Here is a 26,212-nt window from a genome sequence, read left to right as displayed (position 1 = left end):
AAACAATGAATAAAATAGACAATCCAAAACCAGATACCTGGTCAGAAATACTAAAAAGACCAACCAAAACTATCGATGATATCGAAGTTACGGTTAAAGAAATTTTTAAAGAAGTACAGAAAAAAGGAGATGAAGCTGTTGCAAAATATACTTCGATCTTTGACGGAATCGCTTTAGAAAACTATGAAGTTTCGGGAGAAGAGATTCAGGAAGCTGTTAATTCAATTTCTACAGAATTAAAAGACGCTATTCAATTAGCAAAAGCAAATATTTTAAAGTTTCATACTGCTCAAAAAACCGATAAAATTTCGATTGAAACCATTGAAGGAGTAAATTGCTGGCAGGAAAAAAGACCTATTCAAAAAATTGGGTTGTATATTCCAGGAGGAACTGCACCTTTATTCTCAACAGTTTTAATGTTAGCAGTTCCTGCCGAAATTGCAGGTTGCAAAGAAATCGTTTTGTGTTCACCACCGGATAAAACCGGAAAAATAAATCCCGCTATTTTATATGCTGCTAATTTATGTGGCGTTACAAAGATCTTAAAAGTAGGAGGGATTCAGGCTATTGCAGGAATGACATTTGGAACAAAATCGATCCCGAAAGTATATAAAATTTTCGGACCCGGAAACCAATTTGTAACTGTTGCAAAACAATTAGCAACGCAATTTGGAGTTGCAATAGATATGCCGGCCGGACCTTCAGAATTGTTGGTTGTGGCAGATGATACTGCTGTTCCCGCATTTGTAGCTTCAGATTTATTGTCGCAGGCAGAACACGGAACAGACAGTCAGGTCATTCTGGTTTCGACTTCTAAAAAGTTAATTGATGCTGTAGAAAAAGAAGTTCAAAGACAAATTGAAGAACTGCCAAGAAAAGATATTGCTAAAAAAGCCATCGAAAATTCAAAATTGATTTATGTTAAAAATGATCAGATCGCTCTGGATTTAATCAACGAATACGGACCGGAGCACTTTATCGTTTGTTCTGAATTTGATGATTTTTATTGTAATGGGGTTTTGAACGCAGGTTCGGTTTTTATTGGAAATTATACTCCGGAAAGTGCCGGGGATTATGCTTCAGGAACCAATCATACTTTGCCAACAAATGGTTATGCAAAGAATTACAGCGGAGTAAATCTGGATAGTTTTTTGAAATCAATGACATTTCAGAAAATATCTGAAAAAGGAATTCAGAATATAGGAAAAGCGATTGAAATTATGGCTGATGCCGAAGGTTTGCAAGCACATAAAAATGCTGTGACTTTGAGATTGGCTAGTTTAGAGAAAAGAAAATAGAATAAAGAGAATAGAGAAAAGAATATAGATTGTAGAAAAACGGTAAAAATCTTTCTAATTAAGGTTAAGTCTATGCTCTATTTTCTATAATCTATACTCTTCTAAAAATTAAGATAATGAAATTCGATATAAATAACATAATCCGGGAAAACGTAAAAACATTAAAACCGTATTCTTCGGCTCGTGATGAGTTTGAAGATTTTGATACGGCTCAAATGATTTTTTTGGATGCTAATGAAAACCCTTTTCAAAATGGAGTAAATCGTTATCCGGATCCGCAACAGGCTTCGGTTAAAGCGATTTTGGCGAAGAATAATAGCGTAAAACCAAGTCAGATTTTATTAGGAAATGGAAGTGATGAAGTTTTGGATTTACTTTTCAGAGCGTTCTGTGAGCCAAAATTTGATAATATTATTTCGCTGCCACCAACTTACGGAATGTACAGTGTTTTGGCAAATATTAATGCGGTCGAAAATAGAGAAGTTTTACTTTCGACAGATTTTCAGCCACAGGTAGAAAAGATTTTGGATACCGTCGACGAGAATACAAAAATCATCTTTTTATGCTCGCCAAATAATCCAACCGGAAATTCTTTTTCAGACGAAAGTGTAGTGAAGTTACTTCAAAACTTTAAGGGTCTGGTAGTGATTGACGAAGCTTATATTGACTTTTCAGACAAGGAAAGCTGGTTGACAGAAATTGATGAATATCCAAATTTGGTAATCACGCAGACACTTTCAAAAGCATATGGTCTGGCAGGAATTCGTTTAGGAATCTGTTATGGTTCGGATGCTGTGATTTCAGTTTTGAACAAAATTAAACCTCCCTATAATGTAAACGAATTAACGCAACAAAGAGCAACACTTCGTTTGAATGATTCAGACAAAATAAAACAGGAAATAGCTTCAATTATTGAGCAAAGGGAAGAATTACTTAAAGTTTTACTTGAAGTAAGCTTCGTTGAGAAAGTATATCCTACAGAAGCAAATTTTGTACTTGTAAAGGTCGATGACGCAAACAAAAGATACGATCAATTAATAGCAGAAGGAATTGTAATTCGTAACAGAACAACTCAGCCATTATGCGAAAATTGCCTGCGTTTTACAATTGGAATTCCAGAGGAAAATGCAGTTTTGATTAAGGAATTGAAGTTGTTGAAATAGAAGAAAGAATATAGAAGAAATATAAGAACTTTAGTAGTAGGATGAAAAATCTATTCTCTTTACTCTATTCTCTTTACTCTTTACTCTCAAAAAATAAAATATATGAAAAAAGTACTTTTTATCGATCGTGATGGAACGATTGTTTTAGAACCTGAAAATTATCAATTAGATGCTTTGGAGAAAGTAGAATTTTATCCAAAAGCATTTCAATATTTGGCTAAAATTGCCAGTGAATTAGATTACGAATTGGCGATGGTAACCAATCAGGATGGCTTGGGCACAGATAGCTTTCCGGAAGATACGTTTTGGCCAACGCAGAATTTTATTTTGAGAGCCTTTGAAAATGAAGGTGTTTTATTTGATGATATTTTTATCGACAGGTCTTTTCCGGAAGATAATGCACCAACGCGCAAGCCAAGAACCGGAATGTTAACTAAATACATTGATAATCCCGAGTATGATTTGGTTAATTCATTTGTTTTGGGAGATCGTCTGACAGACATTGAACTGGCTAAAAACTTAGGTGCAAAAGCAATTTTCATCAATGATAATGACGGAATAGGAAGCAATGAAATCTCGTCGAAACGTGAAGAATTAGGTGAAACAATTATTCTTCAAACGATGAGTTGGAAAGAAATTTATGAGTTTTTGAAATTAGAGGCACGTTCGGCTTCGATTACGCGCAAAACAAATGAGACTGATATCTTCATCGATTTAAATCTGGACGGAACTGGAAAAAGTAAAATCGAAACCGGAATTGCATTTTTTGATCATATGTTGGACCAAATTGCACGTCATGGTCAAATGGATTTAGAAATTCTGGTAAAAGGCGATCTTGAAGTTGATGAACATCACACGATTGAAGATACGGCAATTGCTTTGGGAGAAGTTTTTGCAAAAGCGTTAGGAAATAAATTAGGAATTGAGCGTTATGGTTTCTGTTTGCCTATGGATGATTGTCTGGCGCAGGTAGCAATTGATTTTGGCGGAAGAAACTGGTTAGTTTGGGAAACCGAATTTAAGCGTGAAATGGTGGGTAAAATGCCAACAGAAATGTTTTATCATTTCTTTAAATCCTTCTCTGATGGTGCAAAAGCCAACATCAACATTAAGGCAGAAGGAATAAACGAACACCACAAAATTGAAGCAATTTTTAAAGCTTTTGCAAAAGCCATAAAAGTAGCGGTGAAAAGAGATACAGAAAAAATGATTTTGCCTTCGACGAAAGGAATGCTTTAAGATCGTTAAAAATTGTTTCAAATTTCAGGTTTCAAGTTCTGCAGAGCAACGTGAAACCTGAAACCTGAAACTTGAAACCTGAAACAAAAAAAATGAAAATAGTAATTATAAATTACGGGGCAGGAAATATTCAGAGCATTATGTTTGCCATTGAAAGACTTGGTTTTAAAGCTGTTTTGAGTAATGATCCCGAAGAAATACAAGCTGCAGATAAAGTTATTTTTCCGGGAGTAGGGGAAGCAAGCTCTGCGATGAAAAAGCTAAAAGAAAGCGGTTTGGATAGCCTGATACCAGCTTTGAAACAACCTGTTTTAGGAATTTGCCTCGGAATGCAATTGATGTGTAATTCATCTGAAGAAGGAAATACTAAAGGTTTAGGTATTTTTGATGTAGATGTGATTAAATTTACCTCAAAAGTAAAAGTGCCACAAATGGGATGGAATCAGATTTACGATTTAAAATCAGATTTGTTTAAAGGAATTTCTGAGAATGAATTTATGTATTTAGTGCATAGTTTTTACGCTCCTGATTGCACTGAGAGCATTGCAACAACGAATTATGAATTAGAATATGCATCGGCTTTGCAAAAAGATAATTTTTACGGAACTCAGTTTCATCCTGAGAAAAGCGGCGCTGTTGGGGAGAAAATTCTTGAGAACTTTCTTAAATTAAACTCCAATTTTTAAAATTCCAAATTCCAATTGTAAAATCAATATCAATCAAAATGTCAATTTAGAGAAATCGTTTTTTAATAATCGGAACTCTAAAATCTAAAATATCAAAAAATGAGAATAATACCAGCTATAGATATCATCGACGGAAAATGTGTTCGTTTGTCAAAAGGCGATTATGATACTAAAATAATTTACAACGAAAATCCGCTTGAAGTGGCGAAATCATTTGAAGCACACGGAATAGAATATTTACATTTAGTAGATTTAGACGGAGCAAAATCGAGCAAAATTGTCAATTATAAAATCCTGGAACAGATTGCCACACAAACGAGCTTGCAAATTGATTTTGGTGGCGGTTTAAAATCAGATGAAGATTTGAAGATAGCTTTTGAAAGCGGTGCAAGCCAGATTACAGGCGGAAGTATTGCTGTAAAAAACAGAGCAATTTTCGAAAAATGGATTGCAGAGTATGGTTCCGAAAAGATTATCCTGGGTGCTGATGCAAAAGAGGAAAAAGTTGCAATTTCAGGTTGGCTAGAAGACTCAGATGAAGATTTGGTGCCGTTTATTCAGGAATATCAAACTAAAGGAATTCAGTATGTTATTTGTACTGATATTGCAAAAGACGGAATGCTTGAAGGCCCTAGTTTTGATTTGTATGCTAAAATTTTGAAAGAAGCTCATGGTGTAAAGTTAATCGCTTCCGGGGGAATTTCAACTTTTGATGAATTGCCAAAATTGGCGCATTTGGGCTGTGAAGGAACAATTATTGGAAAAGCGATTTACGAAGGAAGAATTACTTTAAAACAACTGGAAAACTATATAATTAGAAAATGAGATAATTAGATAATTTTACTTGTTGTGTAAAAAAATAGCTAATTATCAAATTCCAAATAACTCATTAAAAATATGATAACTTGTCATTTAAAATATATTATAGATCCTTATCAATTAGAGGCGTTTGAAGAGTATGGTAAAAGGTGGATTAAAATCGTAAATCGCTTAGGAGGACAGCATCATGGCTATTTTATGCCTTCGGAAGGAGCTAATAATATTGCATATGCATTGTTTTCTTTTCCAAGTTTAACAGCTTATGAAGATTATAGAAAACAAATGTTTTCAAAGGACGATCAGGAATGTTTAGAAGCTTTTAAAATTGCCGAAGATACAAGATGTATCGTAAGTTATGAGAGAACGTTTTTAAGTCCTGTATTTAAATAAATTAGATAATGAGAAAATTAGATAATTCTACGTATTGTGTGAAAAATTAGCTAATTCTCAAATTCTCACATTGACACATTAAAAGAAATGTTAGCAAAAAGAATCATTCCATGTTTGGATATAAAAAACGGAAGAACCGTAAAAGGCGTTAATTTTGTGGACTTACGCGATGCGGGAGATCCTGTTGAACTGGCAGAAATTTACTCGGCTGAAGGAGCTGACGAATTGGTTTTTCTTGATATTTCAGCTACCGAAGAACGTCGCAAAACGTTAGTAAATATGGTGCGAAGTGTTGCGGGAAAAATTAACATTCCATTTACTGTTGGCGGCGGAATTTCGTCTGTTGAAGATGTTGAAATTCTCTTGAATAATGGTGCTGATAAAGTTTCGATCAATTCATCGGCAGTAAAAAATCCGCAATTAATCAATGATTTGGCTCAGAGGTTCGGAAGTCAATGCGTTGTGGTTGCTATTGACGCTAAACAAATTAACGGACAATGGATTGTACATTTGGTTGGTGGCAAAGTTCCAACAGAACTGAATTTATTTGATTGGGCTGTAGAAGTGGCAGAGCGCGGAGCAGGAGAAATTCTATTTACATCAATGGATAACGATGGGACAAAAAATGGTTTTGCCAATGAAGCTTTAGCTAAATTGTCAGAATTGATTAATATTCCGATTATTGCTTCCGGAGGAGCTGGAAATATTCAGCATTTTGTAGATTCATTTAAAGTAGGAAAAGCAGATGCTGCTTTGGCGGCCAGTGTTTTTCACTTTAAGGAAATTGAGATTAAAGCTTTGAAACAGGAATTGAGAAATAATGGTATCGAAGTTAGACTATAAAAACTGAGTCAAGAAAAAAAACAAGATTTAATCTATAAATTAAAGATTTCGGAAAATCTAAAATCTGAAGTCAAAAAATCTAAAATAATATGGACATCAATATAAAAAGCTCACACGGATTGATTCCGGCAATTATTCAGGATTCAGAAACTAAAAATGTTCTGATGCTGGGATATATGAACGAAGAATCACTGCAAAAAACAGTAGAAACACAAAAAGTAACTTTTTTTAGCCGCTCAAAACAAAGGCTTTGGACAAAAGGCGAGGAGAGTGGGAACTTTTTAAATCTTGTAAGCATTAAAAATGATTGCGATGGCGACACACTTTTAATTCAGGCAAAACCAGAAGGACCTACATGTCACACAGGAGCAGATACTTGTTGGCAGGAAGGAAATAAAGAAAGCTATGGTTTTCTTTCAAATCTTGAAAATACAATCAAAATCAGAAGAGAAAATGCCGATTCTGAGAAGAGTTATGTTGCTTCATTATTTGAAAAAGGGATCAATAAAATTGCTCAAAAGGTTGGTGAAGAAGCTGTAGAAGTTGTGATCGAAGCCAAAGATGATAATGATGATTTGTTCTTAAGCGAAAGCGCTGATTTGTTGTTTCATTATTTGATTTTATTGCAAGCAAAAGGTTTTCAGCTGAATGATGTTGTAGATGTTTTGAAGAAACGTCAGAAATAAATAAGAATTAATTTTCGGCTCAATTGTCAGACTGAGGGAACTCGAAGTTCCGCAAAGTGATTTAGTAAACGGAACTTCGACTTCCCTCAGTCTCACAAAAATGGTATCGCGCTAAAAAATAATGCATTTATGAAATTGTTTGTTTGTCTATTTTTATTTCTAAGTCCAACTTTAAATTTCGATTTTAAGAAAAATATTTTATCATATTCGATAGTTATTTCTAAAGCAGATTTAATTGTTGACGGTACAATTTCGAATGTTTCAAAGGATAGGTATGAATTTACAATAAGTCAATTTATTAAAGGAAAATCTGATTCAAAAATTAATGTTACAATCTGGAAAGAATGGATGTGTGACGGTCGGGTTAGCGATTTGAAAAAAGGACAAAAGTTACTTCTTTTTTTAGAAAAGACCTCTAAAAGTGTTTATTATCCCATAAATGAAAGTACGGGAGAATTATTTCTTGAAAAAGATAATTCGCCTTCTCCATCAATGTACAGGTTAGAACGATTTCCAAACGGAACTGTAATAAAAAAAGGCATAAAAATGTTTCTTGAAACCTATCAGGCTTATGGGAATTTAAATGATAGATTTTTGCAAAATGTATATTTTCAATCAAACAAATCTATCTTTGAAATTTATAAAATGAAGGAAGATAATAAGTTTTTTAAATATTTAGTTGATAATGAAATGCAATATTACACCGTTAAGTAACTTGCATCGTAGCTTTTTAAAATTTAAAGCAATCAGAATTAAGTTTCTTGTGGAGATCCCTCGTTCCTTGGGATGACAAGATTGCGGATAAAAAAAAAGAAAAAATCCGCGTTAATCTGCGTTTTCGCTTTAGCGAATCCGTGTCATCCGCGTACCATCTTATCGCTATTCCAGAAACTCGAAAACAGCAAATTCTTCCGGTTGGTGAAAACCATATTTTAAGCTCTTATAATATTGTAATGCAAGATATTCGGTTGTATTACCGTAATCAATTCTAAAAGTATTTCCCCTCCATTTTATTCCGGCTTTCGGTTTATTGAAATTGCCGTTTTTAATAGTTTCTAAACTCGAAAACGGAATCTTAATTTCAGTATCAAAACCTTCGGGCGTTATTTTACTTTTTGCTTCAAGGCCTGCGATATCAAAAGCCATAGAAGTGTTCCAGCCACCACAATCCGGCGAAATACATTTAAGCAATAAATCATAGTTAGATGAAAAAGCATTTACCCCAATTTCGATATAATTTTGACCATCTCCGTCAGGATCGATAAAAATCTCTACTAAATCATCGGTACTAAAAATTTGAGAATCTTTTTTCTGAGCTGATCCAATTATTTTAGAATCTGTTGAATGATAGGCGATATACAGGTTCTCATCATTCCACGAAAGTGAAACAAAAGTATTCTGAGTACCTTTTTTTCCTGAATCATGAATTACAAAAGGTCCAAGAAAAGGGGTTTTCCAATCGGATAAATCTCCATCAATTGTTATTTTTTCAGCTGTTTTATAAATTGGTATGCTTTGCGAATAATTTGTTATTGAGCACATGAAACATAAAACAGTAGTGATTGCACTAATTTTCATAAATAGTATAAATGAATTTGATTTGCTAAAATACAGAAGAATAAATAACTTTTAATAATAATTTTTCTGATTAGCATTTCTAAAATCATTTAAAACTTAAATCGAATGTTTACATTTGTTGAAGTTTAAGCGGGTTGAAATACCTTTCTTATTTCGGTTAAAAGAAAATATTTACTTCATATGAAAAAATACTTCGGTGGCGCTTTAATCGCCTTTTTGTTTGGTTTTACAACCAATGCCCAGGGACTTTTGAATAAGTCAGAAACGGTTTTTACACATCAGGATACTTTACGCGGAAGCATTACAAAAGAAAGAGCCTGGTGGGATTTGAAATATTATCATTTAGATGTAAAAGTAAATCCAAAAGACAAAACTATTACGGGTTCAAACACTGTTCGTTATACGGTCCTAAAGGATTATAACAAAATGCAGATTGATTTGCAGGAACCTATGCAGATTTATAAAGTAACGCAAGACGGAAAAGAATTGAAATTCGAAAGGGACGGAAATGCTTTTTTTATTCAATTAACGGCTGCTCAAAAAGTAGGCGATACAAAGGAAATTATAATTTCATTTGGAGGTAAACCTAAAGAAGCTGTAAATCCGCCTTGGGATGGTGGAATTACATGGAAAAAAGATAAAAACGGAAAGGATTTTATCGCATCATCATGTCAGGGATTGGGTGCTAGTGTTTGGTGGCCAAACAAGGATCATATGTATGATGAAGTCGAAAACATGTTGATTACTGTAAATGTTCCCGGAGATCTAACTGATGTCTCAAACGGAAGATTGAAAAGTGTTAAAAAAGAAAAAGACGGTACTAAAACCTTCAATTGGTATGTTGCCAATCCAATTAATAATTATGGTGTAAACATAAATATTGGGGATTATGTGAATTTTACAGAGAAATATAAAGGAGAAAAAGGCGATTTAGATTGCAGTTATTATGTTCTGAGAGACAATCTGGAAATTGCAAAAGAGCATTTTAAAGATGCTCCAAGAATGCTAAAAGCTTTTGAAAACTGGTTTGGACCTTATCCGTTTTACGAAGACAGCTATAAATTGGTTGAAGCACCTTATTTAGGAATGGAACACCAAAGTAGTGTGACTTACGGGAATGGTTACAAAATGGGATACCGAGGGAAAGATTTAAGCGGAACCGGATGGGGATTAAAATTCGATTTTATCATTATTCACGAATCCGGACACGAATGGTTTGCTAATAATATTACCTATAAAGATATTGCAGATATGTGGGTTCATGAAAGTTTTACGAATTATTCTGAAAGCCTTTTTGTTGAATATTATTACGGAAAAGATGCAGGTGCAGAATATGTAATTGGGTGCAGAAGAAACATTCATAATGATAAGCCTATTATTGGTAATTATGATGTCAATAATGAAGGATCTGGAGATATGTATCCAAAAGGGGCGAATATGCTGCATATGATTCGTCAGGTCATTAACGATGATGCAAAATGGAAATCTATTTTAAGAGGTTTAAACAGCACTTTTTATCACCAAACGGTTACTGGTAAACAAATTCAGGAATATATCAATACGCAATCTGGAATTAATTTCAACAGGGTTTTTACACAGTATTTAAACACAACTCAGATTCCGGTTTTTGAATATATTTTTAAAAACGGATCTTTTGGATATCACTGGACTAATTGTGTAGCTAAGTTTGATATGCCGGTTAAAGTAAAATTAAACGGTGAAGAGATATGGCTTAAACCAACCACAGAATGGAAATCAGAGAAAACAACAAACGAGAAACGTACGCTTGAAGTTGATAAAGATTTCTACGTAACAAGTTCTAATATTGTAGAATAAAGATTAAATAAATTCCAATTTTTTAAAATTCCAAATTCCAATTCCGAGGTTTCGGGAGGGATTTGGGATTTTTTTTGCGTCTAGTAAACCCGACAGGTTTTAAAAACCTGTCGGGTTTGTTGGTTTTAAAGGGATTTTGGCAGGGCTTGTCATTTCGATCGGAGAGAGAAATCGCACTAGAAATTCGTCAAAGATTTTCGACTTAAGATTGGAGACTTTCAGGGAGGAGTTTCTTACGGAGATTTTTCCTCACGTCAGAAATGACAAAAAGCGTGAAAGATCTTAATCCTTCACGCTTTTTGTCTGTACTAATCTTTGTCAAAGTTTTAAACTTTGACAAAGACCCGTGCGCAAACCATTGGAATTTGGAATTTTAAAAAATTGAAAATTTCGTCCTTAACGACTATTCAACTTCGCTTTTTCCTTAATTATATCAGCAATTTTGCGATTTTCAATTTTACTTTCAAGCCATGAAATGATATCCAGATATAAGAAAGCTCTTTTTTCGTAGGTATTTTTTTCAAGTTCTACAAAACGCGCATGCATTTTTTTAAATTCTTTCTTAATATCGGCTGGATAAAAGTTATTTAAGTTTCTCAGGAACTTAATAATTTCCTTTTGAACTTCGTGTAAGTCGTTCATTTTTAATAGAAACTTATAAGTGTTTTTAAGGTGGTTCTCCATGTAATAATCTTTCCCTAATTCATAATGCGCAATTAAAGACAATAGTCTCGCAAAACACATTAAGTCCTCACGCATGCTTAAATTTCTGTTATTAATAATTTTATCCAGATAAAAAATGCATTCATTATACTTCTCATTTCCAAAATAAATGGAGGCGATCTTATAGAAAAATAACATCTCGTGATGCTCATCAAGATGTTCGCTATGAATTTTTATTTTCTCTAAGATCTCGGGAATCAAATATTCGCTTTCTGCAAAAGTTCCTTCCAGGATATGATAATTCAGCTTATTATTATATAAATATAGAAATGATAGCGATGCAATGTTGTCATTTACAGGAAACTTAGGATCTTTAATTGTTTCTTCTAAAAGCGTTAAATACTTCTTGAAATTCGATTTGTACTTCAACATATATAAAGACTCCAAAAAGTAATGATTCCCTTTTAAAAAAAACACCGGATTCTGATAGATCATGTTTGGGTTGTCGTAAAATAATCTCACCCACTTATAAGCAAATTTATAACTCGCAAGAAAGTCCTGAACCAGAAAACTTCGCCATAAATTGGCGTTATAGAACCAATATTTCTCTCTGAATCCAAACTTGCTTTCGTCTAATTTAGCAATATGTTTATTGAAATAGTCATCAATATAAGTATACTCTTCATCATTTTTTACATAACCGGTCTTAAGCATGATTCCGTAAAGCTGAAGCGACAAATTAGATAACTTACTTGAAATTGTATTTCTATAGTTTAATTCTTTAGCCTGAATAACCAATTCATCGGCTCGACCCTGAATACTTCGGGTAATATATTGCGATTCGATTAGTTTTTCGAATTCTACAATCTCATACGCCATATATTTCTCATCATTTTCAAGCGCAATGATTTTTGTCTTGTCCAGAATTTTTAAACTTTGTTTATACAGTCCTTTATTGTATAAAATACCCGCAAAATCTATTTGTTCACGCAGTTGATAACGAATGTTCTGACTCGGAATATTCAACCTGATGCTGACCAGAATCTGTTTGTATAAGTATGATTTTAAATTAGATAGCTGTACTTTTTTAATGATCCCGCTTTTTAGAATAAGCTTTTCATCGTAGGTTTCAGACTTATCTAAAATATTAAATAATTCGATGAATTTCGTATTTGAACTCGTCTCTAAACGGCTTGCAAAAATCTTAAACTGTCTTTTTTCGGATTTAGAAAGCGATTTAATCAATACAAATAAGAAATCTTTTTGATGGTTAGCCATTGTAAAATATAATAATATAACTTATTGGTTTTTAATAGATTAACGCGTTATAAATTGTGTTATGAACAGTATAATTTCATTAAAATGAATTTCATACTGAGGAAGTACAATATATATTTGTTATCAAGATGTGAAATTACATTAAATAAATGAATATGAATAGAGAGAAAGTTCAAATTTTTGACACCACTTTGCGCGACGGCGAACAAGTTCCAGGATGTAAGTTAGATACTAAACAAAAGTTAGTTATCGCAGAACGACTTGATAAAATGGGAGTTGACGTTATCGAAGCAGGTTTTCCTGTGTCAAGTCCGGGCGATTTTTTATCGGTCTCTGAGATTTGTAAAATTGTAGAAAACGCTACCGTCTGCGGACTGACAAGAGCTGTAAAAAACGACATTGATGTTGCCGCAGCTGCTTTAAAGCATGCTAAAAGACCTAGAATCCACACAGGAATCGGAACATCTGAATCTCACATTCTCCATAAATTAAATACCACAAGAGAAGACATTATTGCCAGAGCAAAATACGCTGTATCACACGCAAAATCTTATGTAGAAGATGTTGAGTTTTATGCAGAAGATGCCGGTAGAACTGATAACGCTTTCCTTGCAAAAGTTTGTGAAGAAGTGATCAAATCCGGAGCTACGGTATTAAATATCCCAGATACAACAGGGTATTGTTTACCAGATGAATACGGTGCAAAAATCAAATATTTAAGAGAAAACGTAAAAGGTATCGAAAATGTGATCCTTTCATGTCACTGTCATAATGATTTAGGAATGGCAACTGCAAACTCTATTGCAGGAGCTATAAATGGAGCAAGACAAATAGAATGTACTATAAATGGTATTGGTGAAAGAGCCGGAAATACGGCACTTGAAGAAGTAGTGATGATTTTTAAACAACATCCTTACCTTAATCTTGACACTAATATCAATACAAGAGAATTAAATGAAATGAGCCGATTGGTTTCTGAAAGTATGGGAATGATCGTTCAGCCAAATAAAGCTATTGTTGGTGCTAATGCCTTTGCGCACAGTTCAGGGATTCATCAGGATGGTGTAATCAAAAACAGAGCAACTTACGAAATCATGGATCCGCTTGATGTGGGTGTTAATGAATCTTCGATTATTTTGACAGCAAGAAGCGGAAGAGCTGCTTTGGCTTACCGTGCAAAAAAGGTAGGTTACGAGTTGACAAAAGTACAATTGGATATCGTATACATTGAATTTTTGAAATTTGCTGATATCAAAAAAGAAGTTATCGATGCAGATATTCACCAGATTATTGAGGCTTCGACAATTGAAGGAGATTTAGTTAGAAGTTAGTTGGAAAGAGAATAGAATAAAGAGAATAGAATAAAGAGAAAGATAAAAGGGTTTAAATACATAAAGAACGAGGCATTATGAATTTGAAAATAGCAGTTTTACCGGGAGACGGAATCGGACCAGAGGTAATTGCACAGGCCAAAAAAGCATTATATGCTATTGGCGAAGTGTACAATCATGAATTTGTTTTTGAAGAAGCTCTCATGGGAGCAATTGCTATTGACAAAACAGGAAATCCGTTGCCGGAGCAAACACTTAATCTTTGTTTAAACACAGATGCAGTTTTGTTTGGAGCGATTGGAGATCCTAAATATGACAATAATCCTAATGCAAAAGTTCGTCCGGAGCAGGGGTTACTGAAGCTTCGTAAGGAATTAGGTTTGTTTGCTAACATTCGTCCTATAAAACCGTACAAAGCATTAATTGATTCCTCTCCTTTAAAAAGAGAGATTATTGATGGTGCTGACTTTACTATTTTCAGAGAATTAACCGGTGGTGCTTATTTTGGAGCTAAGACATTAAACGAAGAAGGTACACATGCTTCGGATTTATGTGAATATTCAGAAGAAGAAATTACCAGAATTTCACATTTAGCTTTTAAATCAGCACAAAACCGACGCAAAAAGTTAACTATGGTAGACAAAGCAAATGTTTTGGAAACCTCAAGATTATGGAGAAAAGTTGTTCAGAAAGTGAGTTTGAATTATCCTGATGTAGTGTTAGATTTTTTATTTGTGGACAATGCAGCAATGCAGATTATTCTAAATCCAAAACAATTCGACGTGATTTTAACCGAGAATTTATTTGGAGATATCTTATCTGATGAAGCAAGTGTAATTACAGGATCTATCGGGCTATTGGCTTCGGCATCTTTAGGAGAAAAAAATGCGCTTTTCGAACCAATTCACGGTTCTTATCCACAGGCAAAAGGAAAAAATATTGCCAATCCAATTGCTTCGATTTTATCTGCTGCAATGTTGTTAGAACATTTTGGCTTATTCAAAGAAGCAAATGTAATTTATCAGGCAGTCGAAAAAGCAATTGAATATAAAGTGGTTACAATTGATTTAAAAGCAGATTCAAAATTCGGTACAAATGAAGTAGGAGAGTTTGTCTCAAATTTTATTTTTAGCAAAGATGACCTATTGTATTTTAATAATGACAATGTACATATTGGTCAGTCAACAATTGTTTAAGGTTTTTATTAAAATAATGAAATAAATAACAAGAAGTATGTGAAATGTTGAGATTTTATTTTTTTAGTCCTATAAGTTTTCATACTTTTGTGACACTAAAAAATAAATGATGCAAATCTCAATTATTATTACTTCTGTCGTTGTTGTCAATGTGATTCACACATATGCATCGGGAATGGTATAAATATAATTGAAAAACTATATTACAAACCTTCCAAATACTGGAAGGTTTTTTTTTGAACAAAAATTAAAATAAAATAATACATAATGGAATTAAATAAGTACAGCAAAACCATCACTCAAGATCAAACACAACCTGCAGCGCAAGCGATGTTGTACGGGATTGGTTTAACTGAAGAAGATTTGAAGAAAGCACAAGTTGGTATTGTAAGCATGGGTTACGATGGTAACACTTGTAACATGCATCTGAATGATTTGGCAAAAGACGTCAAAAAAGGTGTTTGGGATGCAAATCTGGTCGGACTTATTTTTAATACTATTGGTGTTAGTGACGGAATTTCAAACGGTACTGAAGGAATGCGTTTTTCATTGGTTTCCCGTGATGTAATCGCAGATTCTATCGAAACAGTTGTGGGAGCACAATGGTACGATGGTATTATTGCAATTCCTGGTTGTGATAAAAATATGCCTGGAGCTTTAATCGCAATGGGAAGAGTAAATCGTCCATCGATTATGGTTTACGGAGGTTCAATTCATTCCGGAAAATGGAAAGGAGAATCATTAAATATTGTTTCTGCTTTTGAAGCTTTAGGAAAAAAGGTGAAAAACGAAATTACTCCGGAAGATTTTAAAGGTGTTATTCAAAATGCATGCCCGGGAGCTGGTGCTTGCGGCGGAATGTACACTGCAAATACAATGTCGTCTGCAATTGAAGCATTAGGAATGAGTTTGCCATACAGCTCTTCTAATCCTGCTTTGAGTCAGGATAAAAGAGACGAATGTCTTGCTGCCGGAGAAGCGATTAAAATATTATTAGAAAAAGATATTAAGCCAAGAGATATTATGACTCGTAAAGCTTTTGAAAACGCAATTACAATCGTTGCAGTTTTAGGAGGTTCTACAAATGCGGTTATGCACTTAATTGCAATGGCGCACGCTGTTGATATCGAAATCACATTAGATGATTTTCAGGCAATCAATGATAAAACACCAGTATTGGCGGATATGAAACCAAGTGGTAAATACATGATGGAGGATATTCACGAAGTTGGAGGTATTCCTTCTATAATGAAATATTTACTAAAAGTAGGATTGATTCATGGGGATTGTTTGACCGTAACCGGAAAAACTGTAGCAGAGAATTTAGCCAATACTCCGGATTTACAAGATGGACAACAGGTTATTCATGAAATACAAAAAGCATTAAAACCAACAGGAAATATTCAGGTTTTATACGGAAATCTTGCTTCTGAAGGTGCTGTTGCAAAAATTAGCGGAAAAGAAGGAGAATATTTTGAAGGTCCTGCTGTTGTTTTTGAAGGAGAATTTGAAGTAATCCCGGGACTTGAGGCCGGAAAAATTAAACCAGGTAATGTAGTAGTCATCAGGTATTGTGGACCAAAAGGTGGTCCGGGAATGCCTGAAATGCTAAAACCAACATCGGCAATTATTGGTGCCGGATTAGGCAGCAGTTGTGCTCTTATTACAGACGGTAGATTCTCTGGAGGTTCACATGGATTTGTGGTAGGTCACATAACACCAGAAGCTTATGATGGTGGTGGTATTGCTTTAGTAAAAGATGGTGATTTAATTGCTATCGATGCTGTAAATAATACAATCAACCTGAAGATATCTGACGAGGAATTTGCAACTCGTGCAGCAGCGTGGGTTCAGCCTCCGTTAAAAGTTACGAAAGGAGTTTTGCTTAAATACGCAAGATCAGTTTCAAGCGCTTCTACAGGTTGCGTTACCGATAAATAATAAAGTCAAAACCTAATATTAAAACCAACTTATTAAATAAAAAATGCTGAAAACAATTTACATGTTTTTCTTATTTGTATTGCCTTTAATTTCATTTTCGCAAAGTAGCAAAATAGAGGATCTAAAGAAAGATTACAATTTAGAGATAAAAAAAGGTGGTTTTATTCTTTTAAAAGATAAAAAAAGTGCTGATAATATTAAGATAGCGAATGCTGCCGGCGAAATTATTTATTCTTTTAAAGGAGATAACAAAAAAGGTTTTTTAAGCGGATTAAATTGCGGGAAGTTTTTCACGTCAAAAGTACGTGGCAGCGGAAATGATGGTGGCGGTTATATGATTTTTGAATATGTAGACGTTGAAATACACGATGTTAAAAATCCAGAAGTCGGAATCAAAACCAATTTCAATTTTACAAATGGATCATGGAATCAGCCTTTTGAAGTTTATAGTTTTTTTGATAATACAGAAAAGGTAGGGATTGTTAATTCTTGTGGCGAGATAATAGTGCCTGCGCAATATAATAGTATTGGTAATTTTAACAAGTCCGGACAAGCTTTAGCTTTTACTAATACAGATTTTACAGTTCTGGATACATTAGGTAAATCATTGCTCAAACAGCCATTTAAGCATGCACGCGGACAAGTATTCAAATATGATTATGATGTTTTTGTAAAAGACAATCGCGTTAGATCAAGTCTGGATGGCAAGCAGTTTGGAATTTATGACTTTAAAGAAAATAAACAATTAATACCAAACAACTATGATAAAATCTATTCATTAGATAAAATGTATTATCATGTTAAAGGAGAGAAAAAAGATGTTGCTTATTTAGCTCAAAAGAATGATATCATTGAGCTTATTGATTATTCAAATCTCAAGAATATCTTTCCTATATCAGTAGGAGCAAATGATGTTAGCTCATTGCTTGAATTTAAGGATAAATACATGGTTATTTTTTCTAAAACAAGAAAAATAATTAAACAATTAGGGGCAAATTCCAGCAGGGACGAATCAATGTATCTTAAGAATATCTATTATGATGGAAAAGTGTTATTTGATCCGAAATTAGAAATAAAAGAAATTAAGATATATAAAGATCGTTTTTTTACGCTTCAGCTTTATAATGGAGGATCAAAAATTTATGATTTTGAGAAATCCAAATTTATTGCGGATTTTCCGAATGATTTAATAGCAGTGAGCGATTATAGAACATTTTCACATGTGATTAGTAATGAGCAATACGTATATAACGGGCAAGATGGCTTTTTTAATGTAAGTATTCCTTGCAAAGGGGCCAATTGCCAAACAAGTTCATCAAGTAAAGGGGCAATTTGTGATTATAATGGAAGATTAAGGACAGATTTCCTGCAAGATGTAAGTTACACAGTTCTAAAACCTGACACGACTCAGGATAAGTTTCTTTTTTTAACTTATAGCAGACCAGATGGTTTTATGATGAATTACGATTTATACGATAATGACGGTAAACTAAAATTAGAACATTTTGAAATAAGTGATAATCAAAAGGAGTATAGCTTAATTGTGAAAAACAACATATTAGTTCTTAATGAAAAAATAGAAAAGACAGCTGTTTATGGCAAAACTGCTTTTGATGTTGATGGAAAAATGATAGGAGAACGATATATGTTTATAAGCGATCCGTCTAAGAAAGAGGAAGTAAAGAGTAATTATACAAAAGAGCAGCTAGAGTCGCAAAAGAACAATAGATTTCTAAAAAAATAAAATATGAATTTGAAAATTACAATAGGATATTTTGTTATACTTTTTCTTTCTTTCAAATCCTTTTCGCAGGTAAAACCACAAAAGGTCGATTTAGATAAGTTTTCGTTTAATGTCAATTATCAAATACTGCCTAAAAAGTTTGTGCCATTAGAGAAAAGAACTTTTAGCAGTGAAGCGATTATAAACAAAGATTTTGTTTCTTTTTACCCTAATAAGGAGACTCTGAACGGTAGAATAAATGTGTATGGCTGGAAAAAAAGTGTAAGATATTCAAATATTGATGTAGAAATAAATTTGAAAAGTTTTACTATGGGGGAGCCAAAGCTTGAATCAAGAATTGATGAATCTAAAGATAAAAATGGGGTAATGGTAAAGACTACCTACTATTTTGTAATTGCGAAAATTGAAGCAAAAGGTTCGGGAGTCGTCAAGATAAAATCAGCAATAAGTGATTCAGGGAAAGATGAGGAAAACACATATGCGTTTGATGAAGACTATATTTATAAATCTAATAATGACAATGTAAATCCTGAAGCGGTAAAAGAATTGTTTAAAAAACAAAAGGATGATTTTTATAATGAAAAAATCAAAACTTATGTTGAATTAGTTCTTAATCAAACGAATCGTAAAGTCAATAAAATGTACGGTTTAGAGGCTACAAGTTATAGAGATAATTTATGGATTATCGACTCTAAAGACGAAGAAGGCGCTATTCAAAAAGAGGCGCTCGAAGCTGTTAAGGTAATTTTTTCTAAGATGACAGCGACTAGTCCAATTGATGGGATAGTAAGTGAAATGAGTCCATTAATAGAGTATTTTGATTCACTTAAAACAAAATATACAGAAAATGATAAGTCGAGTAAAAAGATAAGATATTCAGCTTATTATAATTTAGGAAGAATTTATATTCATTTAGATCAACCTGAAAAAGCTATTAAAGAAGGTGAGGGACTAATTGCTAATGATTATGATAAAAAAGACGGACAAAGAATTATTGATGATGCAAATTATGATCTGGAAGTTTTTAAAAGCACCGCATTCAAATCAAAGCATAATCCTGCATTCTATTAAAATATACATTAAAGCAGTATTTTTAAATACTAGTAATTGTTAAGTTGTAAAAATAATAAAAAATGAAAATATCAGGGGCAGAAGCCGTTATTAGATGTTTATTAGCAGAAGGAGTAGACTTGGTTTACGGATATCCGGGAGGAGCCATAATGCCAGTTTATGACGAATTATATAAATTTCAAGATCAATTACACCATGTCTTGGTACGCCACGAACAAGGTGCAACACATGCAGCGCAAGGTTATGCAAGAGCTACAGGAAAAGTTGGGGTGGCAATTGCTACTTCAGGACCCGGAGCTACAAACTTAGTTACAGGAATTGCAGATGCTCAGATCGATTCAACACCAATGGTTTGCATTACAGGACAGGTTGGGAAGCATTTACTGGGTTCTGATGCTTTTCAGGAAACAGATATTATCGGGATTTCGACTCCGGTAACCAAATGGAATTATCAGGTTACTGAAGCTTCAGAAATTCCTGAAATCATTGCTAAAGCATTTTATATTGCACGTTCAGGTCGTCCGGGTCCCGTATTGATCGATATTACTAAAAACGCTCAGTTTGATGAGTTAGATTTTAGTTATGAAAAATGTACTGCAATCAGAAGTTATGTTCCCGTTCCGAAATTAAAACTGGATAAAGTGGCTGAAGCTGCTGCCTTAATTAATAGCGCTAAGAAACCTTTTATTGTTTTTGGTCAGGGAATTATTCTTGGTCAGGCCGAAGAACAATTAAAAGCTTTAATCGAAAAAACAGGAATTCCTGCTGGCTGGACAATCTTAGGGCTTTCGGCTTTGCCAACAGATCATCCGTTAAACGTGGGTATGTTAGGTATGCACGGAAACTACGGACCAAACATGCTAACTAACCAATGTGATGTTCTAATTGCATTAGGAATGCGTTTTGATGATCGTGTTACAGGAAGTTTGAAAACTTATGCAAAACAAGCAAAAGTGATTCACTTTGAAATTGATCCTGCAGAAGTAGATAAAAACGTAAAAACTGAAGTTGCCGTTTTAGGAGATGTAAGGGAAGCGCTAGATGCGTTATTGCCTTTAATTGAGAAAAATTCTCATGAAGCATGGCATAACGAGTTCAAAGAACTACATAAAATAGAGGTAGAAACGGTTATAAACGAAGAGTTAAACCCAACAAATAATAAAGGAATTTCTATGGGTGAGACTATGGAAATGATCAACAAACACTCAAAAGGTGATGCTATTATTGTTTCAGATGTTGGACAACACCAGATGTTTGCGTGTCGTTATGCCAAGTTTAATTCTACCAAAAGCAATATTACTTCAGGAGGTTTAGGAACTATGGGATTTGCTTTGCCAGCTGCTATTGGAGCTAAAATGGGAAGACCGGATCGTGAAGTAGTGGCTATTATAGGTGATGGTGGATTCCAGATGACAATTCAGGAATTAGGAACTATTTTCCAGACAAAAGTACCAGTGAAAATTGTTATTTTGAATAATGAGTTTTTAGGAATGGTGCGTCAATGGCAGGAATTGTTTTTTGACAATAGATATGCTTCAACAAAAATGATCAATCCAAATTTTGTTGCAATCGCCGAAGGATATTATATTAAATCTAAAAAAGTAACACAAAGAGAAGATTTAGATGCAGCCGTTGCAGAAATGATGGCTTCAAAAGATTCTTATTTTCTGGAGGTTATGGTAGAAAAAGAAAACAATGTTTTCCCAATGATCCCAACAGGAGCATGTGTTTCTGAAATTAGATTAAGCTAAAGAAAAAAAAGTTTCAAGTTTTAAGTTTCACGTTGCAGAACCTGAAACTTGAAACAAGAAAAACTTTAAACAAAAATTACATGGAAGATAAAACATTTACCATATCGGTATATTCAGAAAATAACGTGGGTTTGTTAAATAGAATATCAGGAATATTCTTAAAGCGTCACATTAATATATTAAGTCTAAACGTTTCAGAATCAGAAATAGAGAATGTTTCAAGATTCATTATTGTTGTAGATACAACAGAGAAATGGGTTAAGAACATTGTAGGGCAAATTGAAAAACAAATTGAAGTAATAAAAGCTTTTTATCACACAGATGAAGAGACTATTTATTTAGAAAATGCAATATTCAAAATTGCTTCAAGTTTGTTATTTGACGAAAAACAGATTCAAAATATCATCAAAGAAAGCCAGTCGACAATTGTCACAGTTTCTCGCGACTTCTTTGTGATTTCAAAATCAGGAAGACGTTCTGAAATTGAAGAATTGTATGCAAAATTCAAACCGTACGGCATTATGCAATTTGTACGTTCAGGCAGAATATCAGTTTCTAAAGAAAAAATGGAAATTTCAACATTATTAGAAACATTCAAATAGTATCATCTTAGTTACATATTAATCAATTATTAAATTACAACACATTAAATATAAAAACAAAATGGCAAATTATTTCAATACATTACCACTTAGATTACAATTAGAACAATTAGGAGTTTGCGAATTTATGGAGCAATCAGAATTTGCAGACGGAATTTCGGCATTAGCAGGAAAAAAAGTTGTCATCGTAGGTTGTGGTGCACAAGGTTTAAATCAAGGTTTAAACATGAGAGATTCTGGTTTAGACATTTCATATGCATTACGTGCAGATGCAATTGCTGAAAAAAGACCTTCTTATAAAAATGCTACTGAAAACGGATTTAAAGTAGGTACTTATGAAGAATTAATTCCAACTGCTGACTTAGTTTGTAACTTAACGCCAGACAAGCAACATACTGCTGTAGTTACCGCCATTATGCCATTAATGAAAAACGGTTCAACTTTATCATACTCTCACGGATTTAATATCGTAGAGGAAGGAATGCAGATTCGTAAAGATATTACAGTAATTATGTGTGCTCCTAAATGTCCTGGTTCTGAGGTTCGTGAAGAATACAAAAGAGGATTTGGTGTTCCAACACTTATCGCTGTTCACCCGGAGAATGATCCAAACGGTTTTGGTTTAGATCAGGCAAAAGCTTACGCAGTTGCAACTGGAGGACACAAAGCGGGAGTTTTAAAATCTTCTTTCGTAGCTGAAGTAAAATCAGATTTAATGGGTGAGCAAACAATCCTTTGCGGATTATTGCAAACCGGATCTATTTTATGTTTTGATAAAATGATTGAAAAAGGAATTGATCCTGCATATGCTTCAAAATTAATTCAATATGGATGGGAAACTATCACAGAAGCTTTGAAACATGGTGGTATCACAAATATGATGGACCGTCTTTCAAATCCTGCAAAAATTGAAGCTTACGAAATCGCAGAAGAATTAAAAGACATCATGCGTCCGTTATTCCAAAAACATCAGGATGATATTATTTCTGGAGAATTCTCTAGAACTATGATGATTGACTGGGCTAATGATGATAAAAACTTATTGACTTGGAGAGCTGCTACAGGAGAAACTAATTTTGAGAAAACAGCACCACAAGATGCTCCAATTTCAGAACAAGAATATTTTGACAATGGAGTATTGATGATTGCAATGGTAAAAGCTGGTGTAGAATTAGCTTTTGAGACTATGACTGAAGCTGGAATTATTGAAGAATCAGCTTATTATGAGTCGTTACACGAATTGCCATTGATCGCCAATACAATTGCAAGAAAAAAATTATTTGAAATGAACCGTGTTATTTCGGATACAGCAGAATATGGTTGTTATTTATTCGATCATGCTTGTAAGCCGTTATTGACTGAGTACATGAAAACTGTCGAAACTAACATTATAGGAAAACCATTTTCAACTTCTAACGGAGTAGATAATGCTATTTTAATTGCAGTAAACAAAGAAATTCGTCAACATCCTATAGAAGAAGTAGGTACATGGTTGAGGGAATCTATGACTGCAATGAAAAAAATTGGATAATAAATTGGGAATTACCACACATTTGATTGTGGGATTTGCGCTGTATCTCTGTTTTATGTAATATTTTGAATTAGTAAGCACTTATTAAGAAAAATGGATATAGATGCATATTGCATTCACTTAACTTCTGCTAGTAAGTAAGTTAAGTGAAGCTAATCCCTGATGAAGGGGTATGTTTAGTGATAAATATACTTGTTGAAGTTTCATTTTGATTAATAAAGATGCTGCTATTTTCAGAATAGACCTGAGCATTGTAATGCAGAATTACAGAATTAATTGTTATTGAAATTGTTAAAAATAAAGGCATGATATTCATTTATCGTGCCTTTTTTGTGACATGCTTTTTTCCTCAAAAAAGTAAAATTTTATAGTATATATAGAAAAAGGCGATATTTTTTTTAATATGTGTTTTTTTTTGATAAAATTTATGAATTAAATAATTTTAAGAATACGCTGATATTTAATACATTTATAAAAAAATTCCAAAATCATATGAGTTATTATAAAATTGAAAATTTAGAACAATATTTTAAACATTACAATAAGTCAATAAGGGAACCGAGGAAGTTTTGGGGGAAGATAGCTGAAGAGAATTTTACCTGGTACCAACAATGGGAAAAAGTGGTTGATTTTAATATGGCTGATGCCGAAGTGAAATGGTTTACTGAAGCGAAAGTTAATATTACCAAGAATTGCATTGATAGACACTTAAGCAAAAGAGGAGAAAAAACGGCTATTATTTTTGAACCGAACGATCCTTCTGAAAGTGCTTTACATATAACGTATAACGAACTTTACGAAAGAGTTTCAAAAATGGCGAATGTGTTGCGTGAGCAAGGTGTTCGTAAAGGAGACAGAGTTTGTATTTATTTACCAATGATTCCTGAATTAGCAGTTTCTGTTTTGGCATGTGCCAGAATTGGAGCAATTCATTCCGTTATTTTTGCAGGATTCTCAGCTTCGGCAGTTTCAGCAAGAATCAATGATTGCGAATGTAAAATGGTAATTACTTCTGATGGAGGTTACAGAGGAAATAAAAACATTGATTTAAAAGGAATTGTAGATGAAGCATTAGATTCATGTCCAACAGTTTCTAAAGTATTGGTTGTAAAAAGAACCAATACTCAGATTAAAATGAAAGAAGGACGTGACGAATGGTTACAGCCTTTGTTAGATGTAGCTCTTGATAATAGTGTTGCTGAGATTATGGATGCTGAAGATCCTTTATTTATTTTATATACTTCAGGTTCAACTGGAAAACCAAAAGGAATGGTACATACCACAGCCGGTTATATGGTGTATACTGCTTATACTTTTAAAAATGTTTTTAGTCACGAAGAAAATGATATTTTTTGGTGTACTGCAGATATTGGTTGGATTACTGGTCACTCTTATATATTATACGGACCATTATTGAATGGTGGAACAACTGTAATTTTTGAAGGTGTTCCGTCTTATCCTGATTTCAGCCGTTTTTGGGAAATTATCGAAAAACACAAAGTAACCCAATTTTATACAGCACCGACAGCTATTCGTTCTTTAGCAAAAGAAAGTTTAGATTATATCCAGAAGTATCCTTTAAAATCACTTAAAGTAATTGGATCAGTAGGAGAGCCTATCAATGAAGAAGCATGGCACTGGTTCAATGATCATGTAGGAGATAAAAGATGTCCTGTTGTTGATACCTGGTGGCAAACAGAAACTGGTGGAATCATGATTTCTCCAATCGCTTTTGTTACGCCTACAAAACCAACTTATGCAACTTTGCCATTACCGGGAATTCAGCCTGTTTTAATGGATGAAAAACGTAATGAGATCGAAGGAAATCAAGTTGTAGGTAGTTTGTGTATCAAATTTCCATGGCCGGGAATTGCCAGAACTATCTGGGGAGATCACCAACGTTATAAAGACACTTATTTCTCTGCTTTTCCAGGTAAATATTTTACAGGAGATGGCGCCTTAAGAGACGAAGTAGGATATTACAGAATCACAGGTAGGGTAGATGACGTGGTTATTGTTTCAGGACATAATCTGGGAACAGCACCAATTGAAGATGCAATTAATGAGCATCCTGCTGTAGCTGAATCTGCTATTGTTGGATTCCCACATGATATTAAAGGAAATGCTTTATATGGTTTTGTAATTCTTAAAGAAACAGGAGAATATAGAGACAGAGCAAATTTGACAAAAGAAATTAATCAATATATTTCTGATCATATCGGGCCAATTGCAAAATTGGATAAAATTCAGTTTGTTTCCGGTTTACCAAAAACACGTTCAGGAAAAATTATGCGTAGAATTTTACGTAAAATAGCCGAAGGAGATTTTTCTAATTTTGGAGATACTTCAACGTTATTAAATCCTGAAGTTGTAGACGAAATTTCGAAAGAAAGAATTTCTTAATTCTTATACAGATAAAACTAAAAGAGGCTGTCCGAAAAGTAATTTCGGGCAGTTTTTTTTGTTTTACACATTGATTTTTCTTATATTTAAGTACTAAAATCAATGATTATGCAGCCAGTTTTTAAGCCTCATTCGGTTCACCAGCAAGATCTTTTTCCATTGA

At 33.6% G+C, this 26,212-nt stretch carries 21 protein-coding genes; 19 read left to right on the top strand and 2 right to left on the bottom strand.

All coding sequences use genetic code 11. The features are described 5' to 3' along the window. Positions 1-5 precede the first annotated feature (5 nt). The 9 genes from hisD (at position 6) to NJT12_RS19210 (ending at position 7,838) form a co-directional block, all read left to right on the top strand. Positions 6-1,298, top strand: coding sequence for a histidinol dehydrogenase (hisD, locus tag NJT12_RS19250; protein ID WP_271337552.1), 1,293 nt, complete (start codon positions 6-8; stop codon positions 1,296-1,298). Between the two features lie 116 nt (positions 1,299-1,414). Then, on the top strand, positions 1,415-2,461 hold the full coding sequence (gene hisC, locus NJT12_RS19245; protein WP_271337551.1) for a histidinol-phosphate transaminase: 1,047 nt from the start codon (positions 1,415-1,417) through the stop codon (positions 2,459-2,461). A 102-nt stretch (positions 2,462-2,563) separates the two neighbouring features. After that, the gene (gene hisB / locus NJT12_RS19240) at positions 2,564-3,700 is read left to right on the top strand and encodes a bifunctional histidinol-phosphatase/imidazoleglycerol-phosphate dehydratase HisB (RefSeq protein WP_271337550.1); all 1,137 of its coding nucleotides are present in this window, start codon (positions 2,564-2,566) and stop codon (positions 3,698-3,700) included. A gap of 92 nt (positions 3,701-3,792) precedes the next feature. Beyond that, positions 3,793-4,386 (top strand): imidazole glycerol phosphate synthase subunit HisH, encoded by a 594-nt coding sequence (gene hisH / locus NJT12_RS19235; RefSeq protein WP_271337549.1) that lies wholly within the window; start codon positions 3,793-3,795, stop codon positions 4,384-4,386. A 99-nt stretch (positions 4,387-4,485) separates the two neighbouring features. Continuing rightward, positions 4,486-5,211 carry a 1-(5-phosphoribosyl)-5-[(5-phosphoribosylamino)methylideneamino]imidazole-4-carboxamide isomerase gene (hisA, locus tag NJT12_RS19230; protein ID WP_271337548.1) on the top strand — a complete coding sequence of 242 codons (726 nt, stop codon included), beginning with the start codon at positions 4,486-4,488 and terminating at the stop codon, positions 5,209-5,211. A gap of 72 nt (positions 5,212-5,283) precedes the next feature. Further along, on the top strand, positions 5,284-5,595 hold the full coding sequence (locus NJT12_RS19225) for an NIPSNAP family protein (protein ID WP_271337547.1): 312 nt from the start codon (positions 5,284-5,286) through the stop codon (positions 5,593-5,595). Positions 5,596-5,682: 87 nt separating this feature from the next. Then, the gene (hisF, locus tag NJT12_RS19220; RefSeq protein WP_271337546.1) at positions 5,683-6,438 is read left to right on the top strand and encodes an imidazole glycerol phosphate synthase subunit HisF; all 756 of its coding nucleotides are present in this window, start codon (positions 5,683-5,685) and stop codon (positions 6,436-6,438) included. A gap of 89 nt (positions 6,439-6,527) precedes the next feature. After that, positions 6,528-7,124, top strand: a complete 597-nt coding sequence (gene hisIE, locus NJT12_RS19215) for a bifunctional phosphoribosyl-AMP cyclohydrolase/phosphoribosyl-ATP diphosphatase HisIE (protein ID WP_271337545.1) — start codon at positions 6,528-6,530, stop codon at positions 7,122-7,124. Between the two features lie 129 nt (positions 7,125-7,253). Next, complete coding sequence (locus NJT12_RS19210) at positions 7,254-7,838, top strand: hypothetical protein (RefSeq protein WP_271337544.1); 585 nt, start codon at positions 7,254-7,256, stop codon at positions 7,836-7,838. 165 nt (positions 7,839-8,003) lie between these two features. Here NJT12_RS19210 and NJT12_RS19205 read toward each other — a convergent pair whose 3' ends face one another. Continuing rightward, positions 8,004-8,702, bottom strand: a complete 699-nt coding sequence (locus NJT12_RS19205) for a carbohydrate-binding family 9-like protein (RefSeq protein ID WP_271337543.1) — start codon at positions 8,700-8,702, stop codon at positions 8,004-8,006. A 180-nt stretch (positions 8,703-8,882) separates the two neighbouring features. Between NJT12_RS19205 and NJT12_RS19200 the strand changes: the two genes are divergently transcribed. Then, entirely contained in the window at positions 8,883-10,538 is a 1,656-nt protein-coding gene (locus NJT12_RS19200; RefSeq protein ID WP_271337542.1) for a M1 family metallopeptidase, read from the top strand. Positions 10,539-10,934: 396 nt separating this feature from the next. On the opposite strand, the gene NJT12_RS19195 is transcribed toward NJT12_RS19200, so the two are convergent. Continuing rightward, positions 10,935-12,479, bottom strand: a complete 1,545-nt coding sequence (locus tag NJT12_RS19195) for a hypothetical protein (protein WP_271337541.1) — start codon at positions 12,477-12,479, stop codon at positions 10,935-10,937. A 155-nt stretch (positions 12,480-12,634) separates the two neighbouring features. Here NJT12_RS19195 and NJT12_RS19190 point away from each other — a divergent pair, with 155 nt between their 5' ends. From NJT12_RS19190 to acs, 9 genes are all read left to right on the top strand, one after another. Further along, entirely contained in the window at positions 12,635-13,810 is a 1,176-nt protein-coding gene (locus NJT12_RS19190; protein WP_271337540.1) for a 2-isopropylmalate synthase, read from the top strand. Between the two features lie 77 nt (positions 13,811-13,887). Continuing rightward, on the top strand, positions 13,888-15,006 hold the full coding sequence (leuB, locus tag NJT12_RS19185; RefSeq protein WP_271337539.1) for a 3-isopropylmalate dehydrogenase: 1,119 nt from the start codon (positions 13,888-13,890) through the stop codon (positions 15,004-15,006). 267 nt (positions 15,007-15,273) lie between these two features. Beyond that, complete coding sequence (gene ilvD, locus NJT12_RS19180) at positions 15,274-16,947, top strand: dihydroxy-acid dehydratase (protein ID WP_271337538.1); 1,674 nt, start codon at positions 15,274-15,276, stop codon at positions 16,945-16,947. A gap of 43 nt (positions 16,948-16,990) precedes the next feature. After that, a complete protein-coding gene (locus NJT12_RS19175; protein ID WP_271337537.1) occupies positions 16,991-18,691 on the top strand; it encodes a hypothetical protein in 1,701 nt (566 codons plus the stop codon). A 3-nt stretch (positions 18,692-18,694) separates the two neighbouring features. After that, positions 18,695-19,762 carry a hypothetical protein gene (locus NJT12_RS19170; RefSeq protein WP_271337536.1) on the top strand — a complete coding sequence of 356 codons (1,068 nt, stop codon included), beginning with the start codon at positions 18,695-18,697 and terminating at the stop codon, positions 19,760-19,762. Positions 19,763-19,824: 62 nt separating this feature from the next. Further along, complete coding sequence (gene ilvB, locus NJT12_RS19165; protein ID WP_271337535.1) at positions 19,825-21,513, top strand: biosynthetic-type acetolactate synthase large subunit; 1,689 nt, start codon at positions 19,825-19,827, stop codon at positions 21,511-21,513. 80 nt (positions 21,514-21,593) lie between these two features. Beyond that, complete coding sequence (ilvN, locus tag NJT12_RS19160) at positions 21,594-22,115, top strand: acetolactate synthase small subunit (protein WP_271337534.1); 522 nt, start codon at positions 21,594-21,596, stop codon at positions 22,113-22,115. A 61-nt stretch (positions 22,116-22,176) separates the two neighbouring features. Next, positions 22,177-23,646, top strand: a complete 1,470-nt coding sequence (ilvC, locus tag NJT12_RS19155; protein WP_271337533.1) for a ketol-acid reductoisomerase — start codon at positions 22,177-22,179, stop codon at positions 23,644-23,646. A 492-nt stretch (positions 23,647-24,138) separates the two neighbouring features. Then, complete coding sequence (acs, locus tag NJT12_RS19150; RefSeq protein WP_271337532.1) at positions 24,139-26,049, top strand: acetate--CoA ligase; 1,911 nt, start codon at positions 24,139-24,141, stop codon at positions 26,047-26,049. Positions 26,050-26,212 lie beyond the last annotated feature (163 nt).

Origin of the sequence: Flavobacterium azizsancarii, from assembly GCF_027980145.1 — a bacterium.
In the GTDB taxonomy this organism is placed as follows: Bacteria; Bacteroidota; Bacteroidia; order Flavobacteriales; family Flavobacteriaceae; genus Flavobacterium; species Flavobacterium azizsancarii.
Note: the sequence above shows the minus strand (reverse complement) of the source record. Positions and strands in the feature narration are given on the sequence as shown.